Genomic DNA, 22891 nt, shown 5'->3' with positions numbered 1-22891 from the left:
GCCTGCCAGACTTTCGTTAGAGTGGAGTGCATGGCCAGTCCCGTTCCGAGCGCACCCAAGCGCACGCCGCTGCCCTCGGCCATGGGCGCCCACGGCTCTTCCGGGCCGTTGCTGAGCAATATCAACACTCTGCCCACGGTGGAGGAAGTCTCGGCCGGCGGTGTGGTCGTAGAACGGCACGATGGCGTCCTGCGCGTGGCCATCATTGCCCGGCTCAATCGGGGCGGCCGGGTGGAGTGGTGCCTGCCCAAAGGGCACCCGGAAGGCGTGGAGACCCATGCTGAGGCCGCCGTGCGGGAGATTGCCGAGGAAACCGGGATCAGCGGTGACGTGATCGGCCCACTGGGCAGCATCGACTACTGGTTCACCGTCACCGGTCACCGGGTGCACAAGACCGTGCACCATTTCCTGCTCCGCGCCACCGGTGGTGAGCTGACCATTGAGAACGATCCTGATCAGGAAGCCATTGACGTGGCCTGGGTAGCGCTGCCGGATCTGCCCAAGCGACTGACCTTCCCGAATGAGCGTCGGATCGCCGATCTCGCTGCGAACTCCCTGCCCGCCGATCTCTGAACCGTTCCCGCTGCCCCGGGATTTTCCGGGATGGCTGCAATGTCCCGGGTGTTCTGCCTCCCACATGGAATGATGAAGCAGATGTCAGAGCAATTCCAGGCAGTTGTGCCTCGCCGGGGTCAGGGAGCGCATTTCAGCGCCCGTCGTAGTGTCAACACGGCCACATCCAGCGCCGTGATGGCGGCAGGCACCTTGGCCTCCCGTGGTCTGGGGTTCCTCAAGGGCATCCTGATCGCCTGGGCGCTGGGTGCCCTGGGCCATATCTCCAATGTGTTCGATATGGCCAACACGCTTCCCAATCTCCTGTATCTGATGCTGGCGGGCGGGGTGTTCAATGTCGTTCTGGTGCCCCAGATCATCAAGGCCAGCAAACTCCCGGACCGTGGCGCGGACTATCTGAGCCGGCTGCTGACCCTGGCGGTGCTCTTCCTGGCAGTGATCACGATCCCGCTGACCCTGTTCGCCCAACCGATCCTGGGACTGCTGACCCAGCTCCGTGGCGAACAACTCATTCTCGGCGGCCAGTTTGCCACCTTCCTGATTCCACAGATCTTCTTCTACGGCCTGTACACACTGCTGGGCCAGGTACTCAATGCCCACGACCGCTTCGGCTCCTATATGTGGGCACCCGTGGTGAACAACCTGATCGCCATCGCCGGTCTGGTGATCTTCATCGCCACCTGGGGCACTGTGGGTACGGGCAATGACCTCACCGTCGCGGGCTGGACCAATGCCCAGACCTGGTTGCTCGCCGGGACGACGACGCTCGGGGTGATCGCTCAGGCCGCCATCCTGCTGATCCCGGTCTACCGACTGGGCCTGGGTCTGCGGCCGCGCTTCGGCTGGCACGGCATGGGGCTCGGCCACACCGGCAAGATCGCCGGCTGGGCGCTGAGCACCATGCTGGTCGGTCAACTCTCCTACATCGTGATCGGCTGGGTCGGCAGCGCGGCCACCCAGATTTCAGAGACCAAGGGTCTCCAGGACATTCCTCAGACCTTCATTCTCAACCGGGCCAGCGATATTTACATCCTGCCGCATTCGCTCATCGTGCTCTCGGTGGCCACCGTGCTGTTCAATCAGATGTCCCGCGTCGCCAGCAATCACGACCTCCCGGCACTGCGCGCTTCAGTCTCCCGGCTGCTGCGCATTGTCGGCGTGGCGACTGCCTTTTTTGCCATGCTGCTCTTCGTGCTCTCCGGCCAGATCGGCATGGTGATCGGTGGCAACTCCCAGAAGGCCGGCCTGGCCATGGGCATCGCGATTGCGATCCTCGCGCTGAGCTCGCCATTCCTGAGCGCCAATTTCATGATCAACCGGGTGTTCTATGCCTCAGAGGATGCCCGGACGCCGTTTGTCCTGCAATCCATCCTGGTGGTCTTCGGAGTGGGGACAGCCCTGGCAGTCTCCTTCGTCCCCGTGCAAAGCCTGGTCTACGCTCTGCTGGCCATGGAGGCGGTGGGCAATGTCCTGGCACCCTTCCTGGCCGGGCTGGTCCTGCGCAACAAGATTGGTGACTACGGCCTCCGGCGCATCATCCGCGCGTACGTGCAGTATGCACTGGCGGCCGTGATCTCTGCGGTGGTGGGCGGCATCGTACTCCTGGGCCTGGGTGGAGCCAGTTTTCTGGACGGCTCCTACAGCGGCTTCGCCTGGCGCTCCACCACCAGTGCGCTGCTGACCATCGTGGTGGTCACTCTGGTGATGGGGCTGGTCTACGGGCTGGCCCTGAAGTTGATGCGCGTGGAGGAACTCGATGAGTTGCTCGCACCACTCACCCGACGCCTGTCCCCGCTCCTGGCCGCGCTGAGCCGACGGGTGCCGGGCCTGACTCCACTGCTGGGGCGGTTGCCCGGGGCAACTTCGCCGCGTGCCGGGGGCCATCCGATAGGATCAAACACCAAGGAAGATCTGCGGACCGGACGCATTCCGCGCGTTCCGGTCGGGGAGGAATCAGTGGCGCACACCATCGAACTCGGCACCGTTCTGGGCGGCCGTTACAAGGTCACTGCCCAGCTACTGGCTTCCGCTGAAGGCGACGTGGTCCTGGAGGGCAGCGATCAGGTCCTGAGCCGTCCCGTGAGCATCGTCGTCCCGGGCCAGGAACACGTCGAACACCTGACCCAGGGTGCGCGTGAGGTGGCCACGGGTGAACGTCCCGCGAGCTTCCAGATCCTGGACCTGGGCACCAGCAAGGGCATCACCTACCTCATCACGAGCCGGGCCAACCCTGCGGATCTGCTGGACCTGGTCATCCCGACCGTGCCCTACATCGAACCTCATTTCACCGACACTCTCGGGATGCAGATCTTCGGTGATGTCCGGCCACCCGCTCCCATGCTGGGTTCCTACGATTATGTATACGATGACGACTCGCCGGTGCCCACGGGCGAGCTGCGCAATCTTTACCAGGGCGGCGGTACCGCCGATCACCCGCAGCCGCAGACAGTGCATCCTGCGCCGACGGAGGGCACCACTCCCGTACCGCAGGCAGCGTCCGCCCCCGTAGCCCCTGTGACCCGCACAGACAGCCCACAGCCCACGCCAGCCACCCAAGCCACAGCGGCACCTAGTACCGCAGCGTCGGTTTCAGCAACGGGCACTACCGCCTCCGGGCAGCCAAAAGTCACCCTGCTTGGTCAGGCACAGCCAGCCGCCAGCTCGACGTCCAGCATCTCGGCCCGAGCCAAGGACGCCTGGCTCAGTACCCCCCTGGATCAGGCGCGCCCGGCACCGGCCACTTCGGAGCCGGAATACGACGACGACGAGGCCAATGCTCCCCGCGGCGGACGCTGGCTGGTGGGCGCGATCCTGGTGGTGGTACTGTTGGCCGCCATCGTCTTCGCTGCCAGCACCATTGGCAACCTGATGGGTTCCAAGCCTTCCAGCAGCTCCTCCCCGGTGGCGCAGCAGTCGACGCCTGGGGCCAGCGGCAGCAATTCCGGCACCCCGGTAGTGGCCCCCGTGATCGCCGGAGTGACCGTGCAGGCGGTCGGTGGGGACCAGGGCGTCGCGGAACGCCCGGACAGCAAGCTCAGCGCGCTATACGACGGTAATCCAGCCACCACCTGGTTGAGCTACGAATTCGCCAATCCCAAGTTTGGCGGCCTGGCCAAGAGCGTTGTTCTGGTGGTGGAGCTGCAGGCCAGGGCAGACCTCCACTCGGTGACGCTGAGCCAGCAGGGCGGCAGCGGCGGGGCTTTCGAGGTGCTTGTCAGTGACACACCCTCCCTCGATGCCGCCAAGGTGGTCAGCCCCAGCAGCTTCACCGGTCCGGACATCACTGTCGCAATTCCCGGCGGAACCCAGGCCAAGTACGTCTTCCTCAACTTCACTGAGTTGCCCAAGCTTCAGTCCGCACAGAACTACCCCTACGGACTGAAAATCTCGGAGATTACCGTCAAGTAGCCCGTCTGTAGCAGTACTCGGATCAGCCAGCGCTTCCTCACGTACTCTGGTAGGAACGGTCGCGGTGTCCGGTGGCAATGGAATAGCGTCGCCAGACACCGCGTTCACCAAGTACACCAAAGCGGTCCAGGGCCGCTGTCACCAGAGGAGCGGTTCTTCGTGAGCATTGATCCCACCACCGAGCAGGTTCGGGATGTCATCATCATCGGTTCAGGACCGGCGGGATACACCGCTGGCATCTACACGGCTCGTGCCAACCTGAATCCCTTGATTATCGCCGGTTCAGTCACCGCGGGTGGTGAGCTGATGAACACCACCGAGGTAGAGAACTTCCCCGGTTTTCCCGAGGGCGTCCAGGGTCCGGACCTGATGGAAAGCCTTCAGAAGCAGGCTGAGCGCTTTGGTGCCCAGGTTGAGTACGATGACGTCACCGAGGTCTCGCTCGAAGGTCCAGTCAAGACCGTCACCACTGGCGGCGGGGACACCTACTCGGCCCGGTCGATCATCGTCTCCACCGGCTCGGCCTACCGCGAACTCGGCCTTGAGGACGAGAAGCGCCTCTCCGGTCGCGGCGTCAGCTGGTGTGCCACCTGTGACGGATTCTTCTTCAAGGATCAGGACATCGCCGTCGTCGGTGGTGGGGACTCCGCCATGGAGGAAGCCACCTTCCTGACCAAGTTTGCCCGCTCGGTGACCGTGATCCATCGCCGCGGTGAACTCCGCGCCTCCAAGATCATGCAGGAGCGCGCACTGAGCAACAACAAGATTCGCTTCATCTGGAACAGCGAGGTCACCGGCATTACCGGTGATGCCAAGGTTTCCTCGTTGACGCTGCGCAATCTCGTCACCGGCGAGTCCTCCGAGTTGCCGGTCACCGGCGTTTTCGTCGCCATTGGCAATGACCCCCGGGTGGACCTGTTCCGGGGCATCCTGGATCTCACCGACCAGGGCACAATCGCGGTGGAAGGCCGCTCTTCGCGCACCAGCGTTGAGGGTGTGTTTGCTGCTGGTGACGTGGTCGATCCCACCTACCGCCAGGCGATCACCGCTGCCGGCTCCGGCTGTGTCGCGGCCCTGGACGTCGAACACTTCCTGGCCACTCAGGAATCCTCTGTCTCCGACCATGACGTGGAACTTGCCACCTCTGCCACCCTCTGACGTTTTGCCGTCGGAACATCCGTCCCGCCATCTTCGAAAGGTTCATTCATGAGCAACACCATCAACACCACCGATGATTCATTCGCTGCAGACGTTCTTGCCTCTGACACCCCTGTGGTGGTCGACTTCTGGGCCGAGTGGTGCCACCCCTGCGTCAAGCTGGGGCCTATCCTGGAAGAATTCGGTGAGGATCACGCCGACAAGATCAAGGTCGTCAAGATCAATGTCGATGACAATCCACGTATTGCCGCTGAGTTCGGGATTACCTCGATTCCGGCTGTCTACCTGTTTTCAGGTGGCGAAGTGAAGTCCACCGTGGTGGGCGCGCGGCCCAAGCAGTACTTCGAAAAGGAGTTCGCGGACTACATCGCGTAACCAGATGCAAAAGGAAGGGCCGGTGTTTCACGTGAAACGCCGGCCCTTCCTTTTGCGTCTAACCGGAAGCCTCCGATCTACTCCCGCGCAGTACTACTGAGCGTTTAGCACACCCATAATCCGATTGAGGTCCTCCACCGAGGCAAACTCAATACTGACCTTACCTTTGCGCGCGCCGAGGGTAATCTTCACGCTGGTATCAAGGCGGTCGGCCAGGCTATTGGCCAGAAAATCGAGGCGCTCATGACGCGCTGTGGGCTCGCGGCGCGTCTTTACAGGACTCGCACCGGCATCAAAGAGGGCCACTGCCTCTTCTGTAGCACGCACGGACCAACCTTCCGCCACGATACGCTGCGCCAGACGCTCCATCGCCTCCGCGTCGGGAAGCGCCAGGAGTGCTCGGGCGTGCCCAGCACTCAAAACACCAGCCGCAACCCTTCGCTGCACCACCGGGGGCAGCTTCAACAGACGCAATGTGTTGGAGACCTGCGGCCGAGAACGCCCAATCCGGTCTGCCAACTCCTCATGAGTCGTGCCAAAGTCCTCCAGCAGCTGCGAATAGGCGGCAGCCTCCTCCAGAGGATTCAACTGACTTCTGTGAAGATTCTCCAGAAGAGCATCACGAAGCAGATCGTTATCGCTGGTCTCACGGATGATGGAAGGAATGGTCTCAAGACCGGCCTCACGTGCAGCGCGGAGTCGCCGCTCGCCCATGACGAGCTCGTAGTGGCCCTCACTGTCTGGCGAGGTACGCACCACCACCGGCTGCAGCACGCCAATTTCGCGTACGGAATGAACCAATTCAGCCATGTCATCTTCATCGAAGACGGACCGTGGCTGCTTACGGTTGGCGTGAATGAGTGCCACATCGAGGTCAGCAAACTGGGCCCCCGGAACTGCTACCAGCTCCGACCCCGGCAGCGTTTCACGTGAAACACTCTCACGCTGTGCGGTCTCGCGCACAGGTTTGTTTTCCACCTCGGGAAAAAACAGGTCCACCGGGCGACTGCCACCCTTGGCAGACCCTCGCGAATCGCCTTCCGCTGCCGCGCTGGGTGGAATCAGCGCACCCAATCCACGGCCCAGACCTCTACGTGGCTTCTCAGTCATCTCTACACCCATCTTCTACAGTTCACCAAGATCAATTTCATGCCCAGACTGGTGCTCACTCAACGAGTACGGCCCGTTCAGCGATTTCCGCAGCGGCCTCCTGATAGCTCAGAGCCCCCGTTGAGGAGGAGTCATAGGTCATTACCGTCTGCTGATAGCTGGGTGCTTCGGAAATCCTCACTGAACGGGGAATGACGGCAGCCAGCACCTCATTGGGAAAGTGACTACGGACGTCAGCGGCTACCTGCGCAGCCAGGTTGGTCCGTCCGTCGTACATGGTCAAAAGAATGGTGGACACCACCAGTCTCGAGTTCAAGTGCTTCTGAATCATCTCAATGTTCTTGAGCAACTGACTCAACCCTTCCAGGGCGTAATACTCGCACTGAATAGGAATCAGTACTTCCTGGGCGGCGCAAAATGCATTCACTGTCAGCAGGCCGAGACTGGGTGGGCAATCGATCAGCACATAGTCCAGACGCTCCTGGCCCTGCTCCTCGCGGAAAGTTGCGTAGTTGGCCAGCGCACGACTCAGCCGCTGTTCCCGCGCAACAAGAGAGACCAGCTCGATCTCGGCGCCCGCCAGATGAATGGTTGCCGGAGCACAGAGCAACCGCTCGACATCAGGGCAGGCAGCGACCACATCCGCGAGCGGGACATCATCGATCAGCACGTCATAGATGCTCTCCACCTCAGCGCGGTGATCGATCCCTAATGCGGTCGAGGCATTGCCCTGCGGGTCAATATCCACCACCAGGACGTTGAGGCCCGCTGCGGCAAGAGCGGCAGCAATATTGACCGTTGTGGTGGTCTTACCCACTCCGCCCTTCTGGTTGGCGACAGTCAGAATGCGGGTCTCAGGTGGTTTCGGGAAGACCTTGGTGGCCAGACGCTCGCGCCTCTTTGCCTCAAGCCTGAGTTCGCGAGCAATGGGGCTATCCTCATCGGACATGTCCATGGGGCTCCGTTCGGTTTCACGTGAAACATTGTCGACGTTCTTCCTGGCGGCTGGCTGTCTGGCCTTAACTAAGGAGCTCAACGCATCTCTCAATCCGTCCAGCGTGGAGCTCCGACGATCGACCTTTTCCACTGGCACAAACCTCCGCCGCATCTGGAACATGCGGAAAACTACTGACTGGCATCCGCCTCTACTGCAACCAGCCTATCGGGTCGGCACCCTCTCATGCGAGGGACTGGCCGGACCAGGCATCAGACCGGGCAGAATGTCCCGCACCAACACTCGATCCGCCAGAAACGAGCTACTCCGCTACACGCGTCGACACCACAATAGGGGGTGTCAGCCAACCACCACGCGGACGACGGTGGTGACTTCCTCCAACACTGTGCTGCCGGCCTGCAGTACCTCTGCGGACCGCCCACCCATCGAACGAATCGCCTTCGCCGCCTTATCCACTTCTTCCTGAGCGCTGCGCCCTTTCAGGGCCAAAAGTTCGCCCTGTCCATGAAGAAGTGGAATTGTCAATCGAATTAGCTTGTCAAGTGAGGAGACAGCGCGTGCCGTGACCACATCGGCATCGACCTCATCCACTGCCTGCTCGCCACGAGATCGCAGCACAAAGACCGACTCACTCAGGCCAAGGTCTTCAACGACCTCTTCCAACCAGCGCACCCGACGCTCCAGTGGCTCGATCAGCACCACGGTCAGGTCCGGCCGGGCAATCGCCAGGCACAGACCCGGCAGGCCCGCACCGCTGCCAACATCTGCCACCAGGGAACCAGTGGCAATGAATTCCTCCACGACTGCGCAGTTGAGTACATGGCGCTCCCACAACCGCGGCACCTCACGGGGGCCCACCAGGCCCCGTTCAATCCCCGAGGTCGCGAGATGCGTCACATAGCGCTGGGCCAGCTCCAGGCGGTCGCCGAACACCAGGCCTGCGGAATCCGGAGCCGGAGGAACCTGCATATCGTCCATCATCAGCTGGCGGGCTTGACCACAATATGCCGGGCTGGGCCCACGCCCTCAGATTCACTGATCAGACCCAACTCGGCGATGGCGTCGTGCACCAGCTTCCGCTCATAAGCACCCATCGGATCCAGGTGAACAGGGCCACCGGTTTCCTTCACGCGCGCTGCGGCGTCCTCGGCCACGGTGGACAACACTCCAGCGCGCTGCTCGCGGTGCCCCAGAATGTCCAGAATCAGCCGCGAGCGGTTGCCCGTGGCAGCCAGCACGGTCAGTCGGGTCAGCTCCTGAAGGGCATTGAGTGTCTCCCCATCGGCACCCACCAGAGCCTCCAGCGCTCGGCTCTTCTGATCGGCAAGGATCGAGACGTAGCTACGCCCATTGCGGACCTCGATATCGATGTCTCCGTCGATATCGGCGATATCCAGCAGCTCCTCCAGATAATCGGCAGCCAGATCGCCTTCTTCTTCCAGTCGGCTCGGCTGCTGTTCCTCCACCTCGGGGGTTTCCACGTCAGCGGACACTGTCTCCACAGTTTCAATCTCTGCGCTCATCACTTTTTCTTCCTGTTCTTGCGCTGAGGCTGCACACGCTGCCCCTTGGATTCCACGACTTCCTCAGTCGGCTCTTCGACCTTCTTAGCTCCCAGCAACGGCAGGCCCTTCGCCACGCGACGTTCCTGGTACTCACGGTAGGCGGGCGAACCGGGAGTCGGCATCCGGCGGATCACAAAGAACTGCTGGCCCATCGTCCACAGGTTAGTGGTGGTCCAGTAAATCAGCACACCGATCGGGAAGTTGATGCCACCAATGCCGAAGACCAGAGGCAAAACGTACAGCATCAGCTTCTGCTGCCGCATGAACGGTGAAGCCATCGCCTCATCAGACATGTTCTTGGACATGATCTGCTTCTGGGTAATGAACTGGGAGGCGATCATCGCCAGAATCATGATGACGGAGAGAACCACCACCGCGACGTTGACGTCACCGCCCTGAACCTGGGGAAGAAACGCCGCCGAGAGCGGTGCGCTGAAGATATCCGCCCGGTCAAATTGCTGTACCTGTTCGGGACTCAACGCACCAATGCCCTGGGCGTTCTGGCTTGCGTGGCTGACTCCGGAGAGCACCTGGAACAGGGAGAAGAAGAAGGGCATCTGGATCAGCATCGGCAAGCAGGCGCTGAAGGGGTTGGTGCCGTGAGCCTTGTACAGCGCCATCTGCTCCTGGGACATGGCCTGCCGGGAGATCTGATCCGTCTTGCCCTTGTACTTCTGCTGAAGCTTTTTCATCTCCGGCTGCAGTGCCTGCATACCGCGCTGTGCCTTGATCTGCTTCACAAACACGGGAATCAGTGCGGCGCGAATCACCAGCACCAGGCCGATGATGGACAGCGTCCAGGTCCAGCCGTTGTCGCCAGGCATGCCCAGAGCGGTCAGACCCTCATGGAAGCCAAGCATGATGACAGAAACAAGCCACTTGAATGGCACCAGAATGGTGCCAAGAATATCCGGCATGTCAGTAAGTTCCCCTCGTCAGGCCTCAGGCGGCACGATGTAGTGCGTGGTCATGGCGGTCTTCCAGGTATCGCTCGGGGTGATTCAACATCACAATCCGCGGCGTCTCGGCACTGGAAATCCGTTCAAAATCAAGGTGCGGGTGCGCTGGGACATGATCGATGCCCCCAGCACTCCATGGGTGGCAGCGCAGTAGTCGGCGCACAGCGAGATAACTGCCGCGCACTGCGCCATGTAAGGTCACAGCCTCCAGTGCGTACGCCGAACAACTCGGAAAATAGCGGCAGACCTGCCCATACAGGGGCGAGATAGCCCAGCGGTACGTCAGCAGAATACCGATCAGCAGCAGCCTGGGCAGGTCAACAATCAGCCGCACCAACCGCTTCAGGGCGGACGAGCGGGAAGGAGCTGAGGAATGTTCACTCATCGCTGTGTCCTTCCACCGTTCGGTCTCGCCCCTCGGTCAGGGGTAAGGAGGGTGTCAGCTGGCTCGACGACGGCATCGAACGTAGCTTCTTCATGCTCTGCGACCAGGCAGAACGGAAATCCTGATCCAATTCTGCCCAGCTGGCCTGTACCGATGACGGCAGGGCCCGAACCACCACCGTCAGTCCACGCGGTTGGTCGAGTTCCGCTGCGATGGCACGTAAGCGCCGCTTGACGAGATTCCGTCGCACTGCCCGTTTGTCCACCGCCTTCGAGACAATGAAGCCGAAACGCGCAGGATCCTGCGCTCCAGCTGCACCCTCTGAGGAAACGTGCGTATATAACACCAAGTTCCGGCGCCCAGAACGGACGCCGGAACGGACGGTAGTGGAGAACTCTGCGGATCGACGCATGCGCTGCTGGGCGGGAAGCACCGAATCAACCCTGAAGGAGTTTCATTGCTGTTCCCTCGCCAACCGGCGTCAGATCAACTCAGGCGGAAAGTTCGGTGCGGCCTTTGCTGCGACGTGCAGAAAGAATGGCGCGGCCGGCACGCGTACGCATCCGCAGACGGAAACCGTGCTTCTTGGCACGACGGCGGTTATTCGGCTGAAAGGTCCGCTTGCTCACGGTGGTCAACTCCAACGATTTCGGTGCGCTAGACCGAAAGCGACTGGGGAAGTTACGGGTCTGCGCGGCTGTAGATCAGATGCCTGAAAACAGGCACAAAGGACTAGGCAACGTTAGGCCAGCAGGAGGCCTCCAGTCAAACCAGCCCTGGAACACCGCCGCTGGAGGGTGTGGATTGCTGCCCCCTCCATCACCTGTGGAAATCCAATTCCGGACTGTGGACCATCCCTGCACCGGCCCCACGCGATCTCGCTACCACGGCGACCAAACTTCACCTAGGCTTAGGCAATGGCTCTTTATCCACGGCTGTGTATAAGTCTGTGGATGACGACGAGTCTCAGAGCACGCAGCTAATCAACGGTAGGCAGGATCCAGAACGCATGAGCGCGGAAACCTTCGACGATATCGCGAGCTCCTGGCGACAGGTAGTGAAAGCGCTCGAACACGACGAAAACGTCTCGCCGCGTCAGCGTGGATTCATTGCCCTGGCCCGCGCACAGGGCCTCATCGGCTCCACATTGCTGATCGCGGTGCCGAACGAGTTGACCCGGGAAGTGCTGCAGACTCAGCTGAAAAGTCCGCTCGATGCAGCGCTGCGCCAGGTCTTCGGGCCAGAAGTGTTGTGTGCCATCAGCGTCGATGCTGAACTGACTCCCCTGGCCGATGAGGAAAATTTTCCCTCGGAGGGGAACCCCAACACCGGAAGTACCCGCGCGCAGCCTGATCCAGAACGGCGTGAACAGCTCGCTGAGGAGACCGTTGAAGAGGATCTGAGACCACAACCCACGCCACCCAGCACCTCCAATGAGTTTGGCCGACTCAATCCGAAATATATTTTTGACACCTTCGTCATCGGCCAGTCCAATCGCTTTGCCCACGCAGCAGCCGTCGCCGTCGCCGAAGCTCCGGCCAAGGCCTACAACCCGCTATTCATCTATGGCGATTCCGGCCTGGGCAAGACTCATCTTCTGCACGCCATCGGGCACTATGCGCGGCGGCTGTACTCCGGAATCCGGGTCCGGTACGTCAACTCAGAAGAGTTCACTAATGAGTTCATCAACTCCATTCGTTACGACGAGGGAACGAGCTTCAAAACCACGTACCGCAACGTGGACATCCTGTTGATCGACGACATTCAGTTCCTCTCCGGAAAAGAAGCGACGCAGGAGGAGTTTTTCCATACCTTCAACGCCCTGCACAACCACAACAAGCAGGTCGTCATCACCTCAGACTTGCCTCCCAAGCAACTTTCAGGGTTCGAAGAGCGGATGCGCTCACGCTTTGAATGGGGCCTGTTGACCGATGTTCAGCCTCCCGAGCTGGAAACCCGCATCGCCATCCTGCGTAAGAAGGCGATCGGCGAGAACCTGGAAGCGCCCGATGACGTGCTCGAATACATCGCCTCCAAAATCTCCACTAACATCCGGGAGTTGGAAGGGGCACTGATCCGGGTGACGGCCTTCGCCTCGCTCAATCGTCAGCCGGTGGATGTCAGCCTGGCCGAGTCAGTGCTCAAGGATCTCATTTCAGACGACGGCGATCAGCAGATCACCGCGACGACGATCCTCGCGCAGACCGCGGCCTACTTCAAGCTGACTCTTGACGAGCTGAAGTCGAAGTCGCGCACACGGACCCTGGTCAATGCCCGGCAGATCGCCATGTACCTGTGCCGGGAACTGACCGATCTGTCACTACCAAAGATCGGTCAGGAACTGGGCGGACGCGATCACACCACGGTGATCCATGCCGACCGTAAGATCCGTGAGCTCATGGCCGAACGCCGGACCATCTACAACCAGGTCACCGAGCTGACCAACCTGATCAAACAGCAGCAACGTCAGGGCTAAACCACCCGAAACCACCCTGTGGACTTCCCTGGGGGCGAGGCGTGCAGAACAACAATTTTCTGTCCACAACCCTCACTCTGACTGTTGATGACAAAAATTGGCATCCGGACTGTGCACAGGCCAGCGTGGAGAGTGAGCGGGTTTCCCACACTTTCCCCACAGGCATTTGTGCAGGCTCAGCCCGGCCAGAACGAGTTATCCACAGTATCCACAACAGTTATTAACACTACAAATCCCAAAAATTCCTCGTTCCTCAAACAACATGAACCCCTCCAGGCCGAATTCTGCCAACTCTGCCGCCTCTGGCAGCGGCGAGCATCGATCACAGACAAGCCGCTAAGCTAAGGTCAGCACCGCTGTGGTCACGCCGTTCTCTGCCATTTGTCAGGAAATGTGCTCCAGACTCTCAGCCAGATCGCATAGAAAAGGGGCACGCTTCCGTGAAGTTCCGAGTTGAACGGGATGTTCTCAACGATGCTGTGAGCTGGGCGGCCCGGTCGCTTTCTCCCCGACCTCAGATGCCTGTTCTTTCGGGCATGCTGCTCAAGGCGGAGGCCGGCACGCTGACCCTCTCCAGCTTTGACTACGAGATTTCCGCCCGCCTGGAAATTGCCGCCGATGTTGCTGAACCCGGCACCATCCTGGTCTCCGGACGCCTCCTGGCTGATATTTGTCGCAGCCTGCCAGCGGCCCCTGTCGAGGTGGAAACCGATGGCAGCAAAGTCACGCTGACCTGCCGCAATGCGCGCTTCAACCTGGCGACGATGCCCGATGCCGATTACCCCGAGTTGCCGGTTCTGCCCTCGCTCAGTGGTACCGTTCCAGGCGATGCTTTCGCCCGTGCCGTGGCGCAAGTGGGGGTTGCAGCCAGCAAAGATGACACTCTCCCGGTACTGGCCGGCATCAAGATGGAAATCGAAGATGACCTGATCACCCTGTTGGCCACGGACCGGTACCGGCTGGCGATGCGCGAGCTGCACTGGAAACCGGCGACTCCTGGAATTTCGACGTCGGTGCTGGTCAAAGCGAAAACCCTGGGCGAGGTAGCCAAGACGCTCGGCGGAGCCGGCGACATCAGCCTGGCACTGTCTGACTCGGCGGACCTGATCGGTTTTGAAAGCGGCGGACGCCGGACAACCTCGCTGCTGGTCGACGGCGATTACCCCAAGATCCGTTCGCTGTTCCCGGAGAGCACGCCGATTCACGCGGCGGTGGAAACCGCCGCACTGATCGAAGCCGTCCGTCGTGTCTCCCTGGTGGCGGAGCGGAACACTCCCGTCAGGCTCGCCTTTACCGATGGTCAGGTCAGCCTGGACGCCGGAACCGGTGAAGATGCCCAGGCCTCCGAGGCGCTCGAATCAACGCTGACCGGGGAAGACATCACCGTGGCGTTCAATCCGCACTTCCTGGGTGAAGGACTGGGTGCCTTTGACAGCAAATATGTGCGGTTCTCCTTCACTTCGGCGCCTAAACCCGCCATGATGACGGCCCAGAACGAGATCGGTGGAGATGACCAGGATGATTATCGTTATCTGGTGATGCCGGTACGCCTACCCAACCAATAGGACCGTTGGTCAGAGAGCTTTCCTCGGGATCAGCTCAGCGACCATCCCCATCCTGCCCTTCACGCTTTTCTTCACCGACACATCACCTTCAGAAAAGAGTCATCATGCATATCGGCCTCATCGGTCTGGGAAAAATGGGCTTCAATATGCGGGCCCGCCTGCGCGAAAAAGGCATCGAGGTCACCGGTTACGACCGCAACCCCGAGGTCGCCGATGTGACCAGTATCGACGACCTGGTTGCGGCACTTCCCACCCCCCGGATCATCTGGGTCATGGTTCCCTCCGGTGCCATCACCGACGCCGTGGTCGCTGAACTCCGCGAGAAGCTCACGGCCGGAGACCTGGTGATCGATGGCGGGAACTCGCGCTTCACCGAGGACCAGAAGCACGCTGCCGAACTGGCAGAGAAAGGCATCCGCTTCGTCGACTGTGGTGTATCCGGCGGCATCTGGGGCCTGGACAACGGTTATGGCCTGATGGCGGGCGGTTCTGATGAGGACATCGCGTTCCTGATGCCGGTCTTCGACGCGCTGCGTCCGGAGGGCGAACGTGCTGACAGCTTTGTCCACGTGGGCGGTGTCGGCGCTGGCCACTACGCCAAAATGGTGCACAACGGCATCGAATACGGCCTGATGCAGGCCTACGCCGAAGGCTACGAGCTGCTCACCGCCAAGGACATCGTGAAAGATCTCCCGGGAACTCTGCGCGCCTGGCAGAAGGGCACCGTAGTGCGTTCCTGGTTGCTGGATCTGATGGTCAAGGCCCTCGATGAGGATCCCGGACTCGCCTCGATCAACGACTACGTCGAGGACTCCGGTGAAGGACGCTGGACGGTTGAGGAAGCCATCGCGCTGGCGGTTCCGATGCCGGCGATCACCGCGGCACTCTATGCGCGCTTCGCCTCCCGCGAGGAGAACTCGCCCCAGATGCGCATGGTCTCCGCCCTGCGTCATCAATTCGGTGGGCATGCCACCAAACCTGCCAACTAGCGGCTGAGGGACCGGAATGTATCTGGAACGGCTCGCCGTGACGGACTTCCGGTCCTACCGCGAGGCTGATCTTCACCTGCGGCCCGGAGTCACGGTGTTCATCGGCTCCAACGGACTGGGGAAAACCAACCTGGTGGAGGCCCTGGGCTACGTGAGTGCCCTGTCCTCGCACCGGGTCTCCCAGGATGGCCCGCTGATCCGTTTTGGTGCGGAACGCGCCATCATCCGGGCCAGCCTGGTTCGTGGAGTACAGCGACTGAGCCTTGAGGTGGAGATCAACGCCTCGCGAGCCAACCGGGCTCGGATCAACCGGGCCAATCCGGTGCGGGCCCGGGACATTCTGGGCCTGTGCCGCAGTGTGCTGTTCGCCCCCGAGGATCTGGCGCTGGTCAAGGGAGACCCGGGGGTCCGGCGTCGTTTTCTCGATGATCTGGCCCAGGCACTCTCGCCGCGTTTTGCCGGTGTACGGGCCGATTATGAGCGGGTTCTCAAACAGCGCAATGCCCTGCTGAAATCCGCCCGATCCCAGGGGTACCGGCGCAATCCCGGCCCTGAGTTTGAGGCGACTCTGGCTGTCTGGGATGAGCATCTGGCCGAGCAGGCCGCTCGGGTGCTGGTTGCGCGGTTGGCCGTCGTGGAGCTTTTGCGCCCGCAGGTGAGCCGGGCGTATGCCGCCCTCACGGATGGCAGCAAGGAAGTGCAGCTGCACTATCGCTCCAGCCTGGCCGGGTATCAGGATGATGAGTCCGATGACGGCGAGGCGGTGGTGGAGGCAACCGGGCAGGATCTTTCGCCGGATGTTGTGTCGGTGCAGGAATGGGCGCAGCGGTACCGGGAGGCTCTGGAGACAGCCCGGCCGCGTGAGCTGGAGCGCGGCATCACCCTGGTGGGACCGCATCGTGATGAGCTCGCTCTGATCCTCGGATCAGCTCCGGCCAAGGGTTTCGCCTCGCATGGTGAGACGTGGTCGTTTGCACTGTCCCTGCGGCTCGCCTGTTTCTACGTCCTGCGCCAGGATCAGACGACGGACGGATCCGATCCGATCCTCATTCTGGACGACGTCTTTGCTGAACTGGACGCTTCGCGCAGGGCAAAGCTCGCTGCTCTCGTGGCGGAAGCCGAGCAGGTTCTGGTCACCGCCGCCGTCGAGGGCGATGTGCCTTCTTCGCTGCGCGGGGATCGTGTGCGGGTGACCGCCCTCGGTGTGGTGGAGCAGACATCGGCGGACCAGGAATCCATGGATCAGAGTCCAGTGCCCGGCACTGAGGAGGTGGAACCCGATGCCGCCGAAGCCTGAGCAGCCCGACCCTGTGGAAGGTGATTGGGTGGACGGCGATTCGCCAGCGGAGGAGCCTCTGGCGTCCGATGAGATGACGGTCGATGCCGCCCGCTCGGCACTGGGCCGGGTGCGTCGGTCCGCAGAATCACGAGGGGAGCGCCGGTTGACCGGGGCCGCAGCCCGGGCCGCCGCAGGGTTCGGGTTCTCATCGACGCCGGAGCATGCTTCGGCCCGTCGCGCGCGTCGCCGACGGCCCATCGATCGCTACATCGGACGAGACCCTCAGGATCTGGGCGAGGTGGTGGGACGACTGGTGGCCGAGCGCGGCTGGTCCGCACCGGTCGCCGTCGGCTCCGTCATGGCTCAATGGTCCACGCTGGTGGGCGAGGACATCGCAGCTCATGCCCAGCCGGAATCTTTCGAAGGTACGGTTCTGCAGGTTCGTTGCGATTCGACCACCTGGGCCACCCAGTTGCGGTTGCTGACCGGAGCTCTGCTGGGACGTTTTGAGGCCGAGCTGGGATCAGGAGTGGTCACCAGAATCCAGGTGCTGGGCCCTACCGCACCCAACTGGGCCAAGGGGCAACGCCGGGTCAACGGAAGAGGTCCCCGGGACACCTACGGCTGAGCGCCGGAAAACGGCAGACAGCCGCTCCAGAGACCCCGGGGGGCGTATAGGACCTAACTGAGCGCTCAAAAATTCGTTCTATCCGGCATTCTGCGCCAACCATGGCCATTTCATGGCTCCGAAGAGGCGCCCAGGCAAGGCCATCCTGTAGAATAAGGTGACATCCATCAACGTGAGAGGGTCGAGCACGCCTGTGTCTTCTACCAATCCAGAGATCGCGCCAGAATCAGCAGTGAGCAGCGAGGCTGCTGTTCTTGAAGAAGCCGTCACCACGGTCGAGGCCACTCCCGCCGAAGGCCATTACGATGCCGGTGACATTACGGTTCTGGAGGGGCTTGAAGCCGTCCGGAAACGTCCCGGTATGTACATCGGTTCCACCGGGCCTCGAGGCCTCCACCACCTGGTCTACGAGGTGGTTGACAACTCGGTGGATGAGGCGCTGGCCGGCTACTGCACGCACATCGAAATCACCCTGCAGGCCGATGGCGGCGTTCGGGTGGAGGACGATGGTCGCGGCATCCCGGTTGACATGCACCCGACCGAAGGCATTCCCACGGTTCAGGTGGTGATGACCATCCTGCACGCCGGCGGTAAGTTCGGTGGCGGCGGGTACGCGGTGTCCGGCGGTCTGCACGGTGTGGGTATTTCCGTGGTCAATGCTCTCTCCACCCGGGTGGAGACCCGGGTCAAGCGCCAGGGCTTCACCTGGTACCAGTCCTTTGCCGATGGCGGCAAACCGGTGGGCGGTCTGCGCCAGGGTGAGGCGACGGAGGAAACCGGCGTTACCCAGACCTTCTATCCGGATCCGAGCATCTTCGAATCTGTCGATTTCGACTTCGAAACTCTCCGCGCCCGGTTCCAGCAGATGGCCTTCCTGAACAAGGGCCTGCGCATCACGCTCACCGACGAACGCGAAGCCGCGCCTAGCGAAGAAGAGCTGGCCAGCGATGACGAGAACACCGAGGTCATGGAGTCCCACCGGCAGGTGGTGTATCAATACGACAACGGCCTGTTGGACTACGTCACCTACCTGAACTCCTCCAAGCGGGTCGAGGTGATCAACCCCGAGGTGATTGCCTTCGAAAGCGAGAACACCGATTCCAGCGGGCGGTCTATGGCTCTGGAACTGGCCATGCAGTGGACGACTTCCTACTCGGAGAGCGTGCACACCTACGCCAACACCATTAATACGCATGAAGGCGGAACCCATGAAGAGGGCTTCCGTGCCGCGATGACCTCACTGATCAACCGGTACGCCCGTGAGAAGAACATCATCAAGGAAAAAGATGACAACCTCACCGGTGACGATATCCGTGAAGGCCTGACGGCCGTCATCTCGGTCAAGCTTTCCGAACCGCAGTTCGAAGGCCAGACCAAGACCAAGCTCGGCAACTCCGAGGCTAAGGGCTTCGTTCAGCGTGTGGTGACCGAAGAACTCGGGGACTGGCTGGAGCGGAACCCCGGCCCGGCACGCGATGTGATCCGCAAGTCCATTCAGGCCGCCCAGGCGCGGCTCGCCGCCCGCAAGGCCCGCGAATCAACCCGTCGTAAGGGCCTGCTGGAATCCGGCGGCATGCCAGGCAAGCTCAAGGATTGCCAGTCCAAGGACCCCTCGCGCAGTGAGATCTACATTGTGGAGGGCGACTCGGCAGGCGGTTCCGCGGTTCGCGGACGCAATCCGGAGACCCAGGCGATCCTGCCGCTGCGTGGCAAGATCCTCAACGTGGAGCGTGCCCGCCTGGACCGGGCACTTGGCAACGCCGAGGTTCAGGCCATGATCACGGCCTTCGGCGCCGGCATCGGCGAGGACTTTGACGTGCAGAAGGCGCGGTACCACAAGATCGTGCTGATGGCCGATGCCGACGTGGACGGCCAGCACATCACCACCTTGCTGCTGACCCTGCTGTTCCGCTACATGCGGCCCCTGATTGAGCACGGTTACGTCTACCTGGCCCAGCCGCCGCTCTACCGCGTCAAGTGGTCCAATGCGATTCACGAATACGTGTTCTCCGACCGGGAACGCGATGAGGCGCTGGTCCGCGGACAGGCCAAGGGCTACCGGATCCCCAAGGACAACGGCATCCAGCGCTACAAGGGTCTGGGTGAAATGGACTACACCGAACTCTGGGACACCACCATGGACCCCGACCACCGCACCCTGCTGCAGGTCACCATGGACGATGCCGCGGCAGCGGACCAGGTTTTCTCCGTCCTGATGGGAGAGGACGTCGAATCCCGCCGTCACTTCATCCAGCAGAACGCCAAGGACGTGCGGTTCCTTGATATCTAGGCCTGTGACGTGCTGCAACGAAAGCGAAGTGAACTATGTCTGAGGAAAATGGCGGCGTAATCGACCGGGTTGAACAGGTTGATCTACAGACTGAAATGCAGCAGTCCTATCTGGACTACGCCATGGCGGTCATTGTGGGCCGTGCCCTGCCGGATGTGCGGGACGGCCTCAAGCCGGTGCACCGGCGCGTCATCTATGCGATGTACGACGGCGGCTACCGGCCGGACCGCGCCTTCAACAAGTGTGCACGTGTGGTGGGCGAGGTCATGGGCCAGTACCACCCGCACGGTGACACCGCGATCTACGATGCGCTGGTACGTCTGATCCAGGACTGGGTCATGCGGTATCCGCTCGCTCTGGGCCAGGGGAACTTCGGATCGCCGGGCAACGACGGCGCGGCCGCTCCGCGGTACACCGAATGCAAAATGGCGCCGCTGGCCATGGAACTGGTCCGGGATATCGACAAGGACACCGTCGATTTCCAGGACAACTATGACGGCAAGAACCGTGAGCCCGTGGTGCTGCCGGCCCGGTTCCCGAACCTGCTGGTCAACGGCTCCTCCGGCATCGCCGTGGGTATGGCGACGAACATCCCGCCGCACAACCTCCGCGAGGTTGCCGATGGCGTCCAGTGGTACCTGAAGAACCCTGAAGCCACGCGGGAAGAACTCCTGGAAGCCCTGATCCAGCGGATCAAGGGCCCGGACTTCCCTACCGGTGCACAGATCCTGGGCCATAAGGGCATTGAGGATGCCTACCGCACCGGTCGTGGCTCCATCACCATGCGGGCCGTGGTCAACGTTGAGGAAATTCAGGGTCGCACCTGCCTCGTGGTCACTGAACTGCCGTACCAGGCCAATCCGGACAACCTGGCGATCAAGATCGCTGAGCTGGTCAAGGATGGCAAGGTCGCCGGCATCGCCGACTTGCGCGATGAGACCTCCGGCCGCACCGGCCAGCGCCTCGTCATCGTGCTCAAGCGTGATGCTGTCGCCAAGGTGGTGCTGAACAACCTCTACAAGCACACCTCGCTGCAGGAGAACTTCAGCGCCAATATGCTCGCTATCGTCGACGGCGTGCCGCGCACCCTGAGCCTGGACGGCTTCGTCCGGCACTGGGTGACCCACCAGATGGAAGTCATTGTCCGTCGCACCCGCTTTCTGCTCAATGAGGCTGAGGCCCGGGCGCACATTCTGCGCGGCCTGCTCAAGGCGCTCGATGCGCTGGATGAGGTCATCGCGTTGATCCGCCGTTCGGCTACTGGTGAAGAGGCCCGCAACGGCCTGAAGACCCTGCTGAACATTGACGATCTTCAGGCGAACGCGATCCTGGACATGCAGCTGCGTAAGCTCGCCGCCCTGGAACGGCAGAAGATTCAGGACGAGCACGCAAAGCTGGAACTCGAAATCGCTGAATACAACGCGATCCTGGCCTCCGAGGAGCGTCAGCGCACCCTGGTCAGCGAGGAGCTGGCGGAGATCAGCAACAAGTTCGGTGATGACCGCCGCACCCAGATTCTGCTCGGCTACGACGGAGACATGAGCGTTGAGGACCTGATTCCTGAAGAGGAAATGGTCGTCACGATCACCCGCGGCGGCTACGTCAAGCGCACCCGGAGCGATAACTACCGCTCGCAGCACCGTGGCGGCAAGGGCATCAAGGGTGCCCAGCTGCGCGGGGACGACGTCGTCGAGCACTTCTTCGTCACCACCACGCACCACTGGCTGCTCTTCTTCACCAACCTGGGCCGGGTTTACCGGGCCAAGGCCTATGAGCTGGCCGAGGCGGGCCGGGATGCCAAGGGTCAGCACGTGGCGAACCTTTTGGCCTTCCAGCCGGACGAAAAGATCGCCCAGGTGCTGGACCTGCGGGACTACCAGCAGGCGCCGTACCTGGTGTTGGCCACCCAGCGGGGTCTGGTGAAGAAGACGCGGCTGGAGGACTACGACACCAACCGTTCCGCCGGGGTGATCGCAATCAACCTCCGTGACGGGGATGAACTGGTCTCCGCCCAGCTGGTCTCCGAGGACGATGATCTGCTACTGGTCTCCCGCAAGGGCCAGTCGATCCGCTTCACGGCCGACGACGATGCCTTGCGTCCCATGGGCCGCGCGACCTCCGGTGTGACCGGCATGAAGTTCCGTCACGATGACGAGCTTCTGGCTGCCGACGTCGTCACGGATGAATCCTTCGTGTTCATCGTCACCGAGGGCGGCTACGCCAAGCGGACCGCGGTGGAGGAATATCGCACCCAGGGACGAGGCGGCCTGGGCATCAAGGTTGCCAAACTGGTGGAGGACCGCGGGGATCTGGTCGGTGCGCTCATCGTGCAGGAAGACGATGAAGTGTTGGTGGTTATGGAGGGCGGCAAGGTAGTGCGTTCGAACGTGAACGAAGTTCCTGCCAAGGGCCGTGACACCATGGGCGTGATCTTTGCCAAGCCGGACAAGAACGACCGGATCATTGAGGTGGCGCGAAACTCAGAACGTGGCTTGGAACAACTCGAGGTTCTGGAAGAAGAGCTCGTGGAAGCCGGGATTGAGGCCGCCGCAGAAGATATGAGTGCGGATGAAGTACCGTTGATCCAAGACCAGAACACGCCTGGCGTGACTGAGAGCGATGTCGAGGAGGCACCGATTGAGCACGAATAATTCGAAGCCGAAGCCCAGTGCTGCGCCAAGGGTCAGTGCACCCGCGAAGCCGCCGCAGCGTCCGGCCCCGGTGAACACGGCAGCTCAGACCGCAGCCAAGCGGCCCGCACTGGTTAAGCCTGCACCGACGGCCAAGGTCCGCCGGGCCAAGTTGCAGGTCTCCCGGATCGATCCATGGTCGGTGCTGAAGATGGCGTTCCTGCTGTCGGTGGCCCTGGGCATTGTGACCGTGGTTGCCGCGATCGTGCTGTGGACGGTGCTGGACCTGACCGGAGTCTTCAACCAGATCAACGCTCTGCTGGTCGACTTCCAGGGCAGCAACGGGACTCCGTTCGATGTGAAGCAGTACCTCTCGATCGGTCAGGTGGCGGCCTTCTCCACGATCATCGCGGTGGTCAATGTTGTGTTGCTGACCGCGCTGTCGCTGCTCTCCGCCGTTCTGTACAACATCTCGGCCACCCTGGTCGGCGGCATCGGGGTCACCCTGACTGACGACTAAGAGTGATCGTCTGTTTTGGATGATTG

At 61.7% G+C, this 22891-nt stretch carries 20 protein-coding genes; 12 read left to right on the top strand and 8 right to left on the bottom strand.

Annotated features, from left to right (window positions below):
* The first annotated feature begins 30 nt into the window (after positions 1–30).
* The 4 genes from QQM37_RS12740 (at position 31) to trxA (ending at position 5514) form a co-directional block, all read left to right on the top strand.
* Positions 31–573 carry an NUDIX hydrolase gene (locus tag QQM37_RS12740; protein ID WP_285727988.1) on the top strand — a complete coding sequence of 181 codons (543 nt, stop codon included), beginning with the start codon at positions 31–33 and terminating at the stop codon, positions 571–573.
* An 81-nt stretch (positions 574–654) separates the two neighbouring features.
* Entirely contained in the window at positions 655–3981 is a 3327-nt protein-coding gene (locus tag QQM37_RS12735; RefSeq protein WP_285727987.1) for a lipid II flippase MurJ, read from the top strand.
* A gap of 159 nt (positions 3982–4140) precedes the next feature.
* On the top strand, positions 4141–5139 hold the full coding sequence (gene trxB, locus QQM37_RS12730; RefSeq protein WP_285727986.1) for a thioredoxin-disulfide reductase: 999 nt from the start codon (positions 4141–4143) through the stop codon (positions 5137–5139).
* A gap of 48 nt (positions 5140–5187) precedes the next feature.
* Positions 5188–5514: a thioredoxin gene (gene trxA, locus QQM37_RS12725; RefSeq protein ID WP_285727985.1), complete on the top strand. Its 327-nt coding sequence runs from the start codon at positions 5188–5190 to the stop codon at positions 5512–5514.
* A gap of 93 nt (positions 5515–5607) precedes the next feature.
* Here the strand turns inward: trxA and QQM37_RS12720 are convergent, their stop codons facing one another.
* From QQM37_RS12720 to rpmH, 8 genes are all read right to left on the bottom strand, one after another.
* Positions 5608–6624 (bottom strand): ParB/RepB/Spo0J family partition protein, encoded by a 1017-nt coding sequence (locus tag QQM37_RS12720; RefSeq protein ID WP_285727984.1) that lies wholly within the window; start codon positions 6622–6624, stop codon positions 5608–5610.
* Positions 6625–6679: 55 nt separating this feature from the next.
* A complete protein-coding gene (locus tag QQM37_RS12715; protein WP_285727983.1) occupies positions 6680–7579 on the bottom strand; it encodes a ParA family protein in 900 nt (299 codons plus the stop codon).
* 339 nt (positions 7580–7918) lie between these two features.
* Positions 7919–8548: a 16S rRNA (guanine(527)-N(7))-methyltransferase RsmG gene (rsmG, locus tag QQM37_RS12710; RefSeq protein ID WP_285727982.1), complete on the bottom strand. Its 630-nt coding sequence runs from the start codon at positions 8546–8548 to the stop codon at positions 7919–7921.
* A gap of 11 nt (positions 8549–8559) precedes the next feature.
* Positions 8560–9102 carry a Jag family protein gene (locus tag QQM37_RS12705; RefSeq protein WP_285727981.1) on the bottom strand — a complete coding sequence of 181 codons (543 nt, stop codon included), beginning with the start codon at positions 9100–9102 and terminating at the stop codon, positions 8560–8562.
* Positions 9102–10061 (bottom strand): membrane protein insertase YidC, encoded by a 960-nt coding sequence (yidC, locus tag QQM37_RS12700; RefSeq protein WP_285727980.1) that lies wholly within the window; start codon positions 10059–10061, stop codon positions 9102–9104. Before yidC ends, QQM37_RS12705 begins: the two co-directional genes overlap by 1 nt.
* 25 nt (positions 10062–10086) lie before the next feature.
* Positions 10087–10488: a membrane protein insertion efficiency factor YidD gene (yidD, locus tag QQM37_RS12695; RefSeq protein ID WP_285727979.1), complete on the bottom strand. Its 402-nt coding sequence runs from the start codon at positions 10486–10488 to the stop codon at positions 10087–10089.
* Positions 10481–10921 carry a ribonuclease P protein component gene (gene rnpA, locus QQM37_RS12690; RefSeq protein WP_285727978.1) on the bottom strand — a complete coding sequence of 147 codons (441 nt, stop codon included), beginning with the start codon at positions 10919–10921 and terminating at the stop codon, positions 10481–10483. Before rnpA ends, yidD begins: the two co-directional genes overlap by 8 nt.
* Positions 10922–10979: 58 nt before the next feature.
* Positions 10980–11117, bottom strand: a complete 138-nt coding sequence (rpmH, locus tag QQM37_RS12685) for a 50S ribosomal protein L34 (RefSeq protein WP_055854070.1) — start codon at positions 11115–11117, stop codon at positions 10980–10982.
* A 380-nt stretch (positions 11118–11497) separates the two neighbouring features.
* Between rpmH and dnaA the strand changes: the two genes are divergently transcribed.
* The 8 genes from dnaA to QQM37_RS12645 all read left to right on the top strand — a co-directional run bounded on the left by dnaA (position 11498) and on the right by QQM37_RS12645 (position 22865).
* On the top strand, positions 11498–12964 hold the full coding sequence (gene dnaA / locus QQM37_RS12680) for a chromosomal replication initiator protein DnaA (RefSeq protein ID WP_285727977.1): 1467 nt from the start codon (positions 11498–11500) through the stop codon (positions 12962–12964).
* Between the two features lie 440 nt (positions 12965–13404).
* On the top strand, positions 13405–14529 hold the full coding sequence (gene dnaN, locus QQM37_RS12675; protein WP_285727976.1) for a DNA polymerase III subunit beta: 1125 nt from the start codon (positions 13405–13407) through the stop codon (positions 14527–14529).
* A 104-nt stretch (positions 14530–14633) separates the two neighbouring features.
* Positions 14634–15518, top strand: coding sequence for a phosphogluconate dehydrogenase (NAD(+)-dependent, decarboxylating) (gene gnd, locus QQM37_RS12670; protein WP_285727975.1), 885 nt, complete (start codon positions 14634–14636; stop codon positions 15516–15518).
* Positions 15519–15534: 16 nt separating this feature from the next.
* Entirely contained in the window at positions 15535–16815 is a 1281-nt protein-coding gene (recF, locus tag QQM37_RS12665) for a DNA replication/repair protein RecF (RefSeq protein ID WP_285727974.1), read from the top strand.
* Positions 16799–17425, top strand: a complete 627-nt coding sequence (locus QQM37_RS12660) for a DciA family protein (protein WP_420030168.1) — start codon at positions 16799–16801, stop codon at positions 17423–17425. Before recF ends, QQM37_RS12660 begins: the two co-directional genes overlap by 17 nt.
* Before the next feature lie 316 nt (positions 17426–17741).
* Complete coding sequence (gene gyrB / locus QQM37_RS12655; RefSeq protein WP_420030169.1) at positions 17742–19715, top strand: DNA topoisomerase (ATP-hydrolyzing) subunit B; 1974 nt, start codon at positions 17742–17744, stop codon at positions 19713–19715.
* 35 nt (positions 19716–19750) lie between these two features.
* Positions 19751–22366 (top strand): DNA gyrase subunit A, encoded by a 2616-nt coding sequence (gyrA, locus tag QQM37_RS12650; protein WP_285727972.1) that lies wholly within the window; start codon positions 19751–19753, stop codon positions 22364–22366.
* Complete coding sequence (locus QQM37_RS12645) at positions 22353–22865, top strand: DUF3566 domain-containing protein (protein ID WP_285727971.1); 513 nt, start codon at positions 22353–22355, stop codon at positions 22863–22865. Before gyrA ends, QQM37_RS12645 begins: the two co-directional genes overlap by 14 nt.
* Positions 22866–22891: the final 26 nt, after the last annotated feature.

Origin of the sequence: Psychromicrobium xiongbiense (assembly GCF_030271165.1) — a bacterium.
Lineage (GTDB): Bacteria > Actinomycetota > Actinomycetes > Actinomycetales > Micrococcaceae > Renibacterium > Renibacterium xiongbiense.
The sequence above is the reverse complement of the archived record's forward strand: the minus strand, read 5'-3'. Positions and strand labels throughout refer to the sequence as shown.

Coding starts and splice junctions, on each gene's coding strand:
- QQM37_RS12740 (WP_285727988.1), top strand. CDS start 31: ATGGCCAGTCCCGTTCCGAGCGCACCCAAGCGCACGCCGCTGCCCTCG.
- QQM37_RS12735 (WP_285727987.1), top strand. CDS start 655: ATGTCAGAGCAATTCCAGGCAGTTGTGCCTCGCCGGGGTCAGGGAGCG.
- trxA (WP_285727985.1), top strand. CDS start 5,188: ATGAGCAACACCATCAACACCACCGATGATTCATTCGCTGCAGACGTT.
- QQM37_RS12720 (WP_285727984.1), bottom strand. CDS start 6,624: ATGACTGAGAAGCCACGTAGAGGTCTGGGCCGTGGATTGGGTGCGCTG.
- QQM37_RS12715 (WP_285727983.1), bottom strand. CDS start 7,579: ATGGACATGTCCGATGAGGATAGCCCCATTGCTCGCGAACTCAGGCTT.
- rsmG (WP_285727982.1), bottom strand. CDS start 8,548: ATGCAGGTTCCTCCGGCTCCGGATTCCGCAGGCCTGGTGTTCGGCGAC.
- QQM37_RS12705 (WP_285727981.1), bottom strand. CDS start 9,102: ATGAGCGCAGAGATTGAAACTGTGGAGACAGTGTCCGCTGACGTGGAA.
- yidC (WP_285727980.1), bottom strand. CDS start 10,061: ATGCCGGATATTCTTGGCACCATTCTGGTGCCATTCAAGTGGCTTGTT.
- yidD (WP_285727979.1), bottom strand. CDS start 10,488: ATGAGTGAACATTCCTCAGCTCCTTCCCGCTCGTCCGCCCTGAAGCGG.
- dnaA (WP_285727977.1), top strand. CDS start 11,498: ATGAGCGCGGAAACCTTCGACGATATCGCGAGCTCCTGGCGACAGGTA.
- gnd (WP_285727975.1), top strand. CDS start 14,634: ATGCATATCGGCCTCATCGGTCTGGGAAAAATGGGCTTCAATATGCGG.
- recF (WP_285727974.1), top strand. CDS start 15,535: ATGTATCTGGAACGGCTCGCCGTGACGGACTTCCGGTCCTACCGCGAG.
- QQM37_RS12660 (WP_420030168.1), top strand. CDS start 16,799: ATGCCGCCGAAGCCTGAGCAGCCCGACCCTGTGGAAGGTGATTGGGTG.
- gyrA (WP_285727972.1), top strand. CDS start 19,751: ATGTCTGAGGAAAATGGCGGCGTAATCGACCGGGTTGAACAGGTTGAT.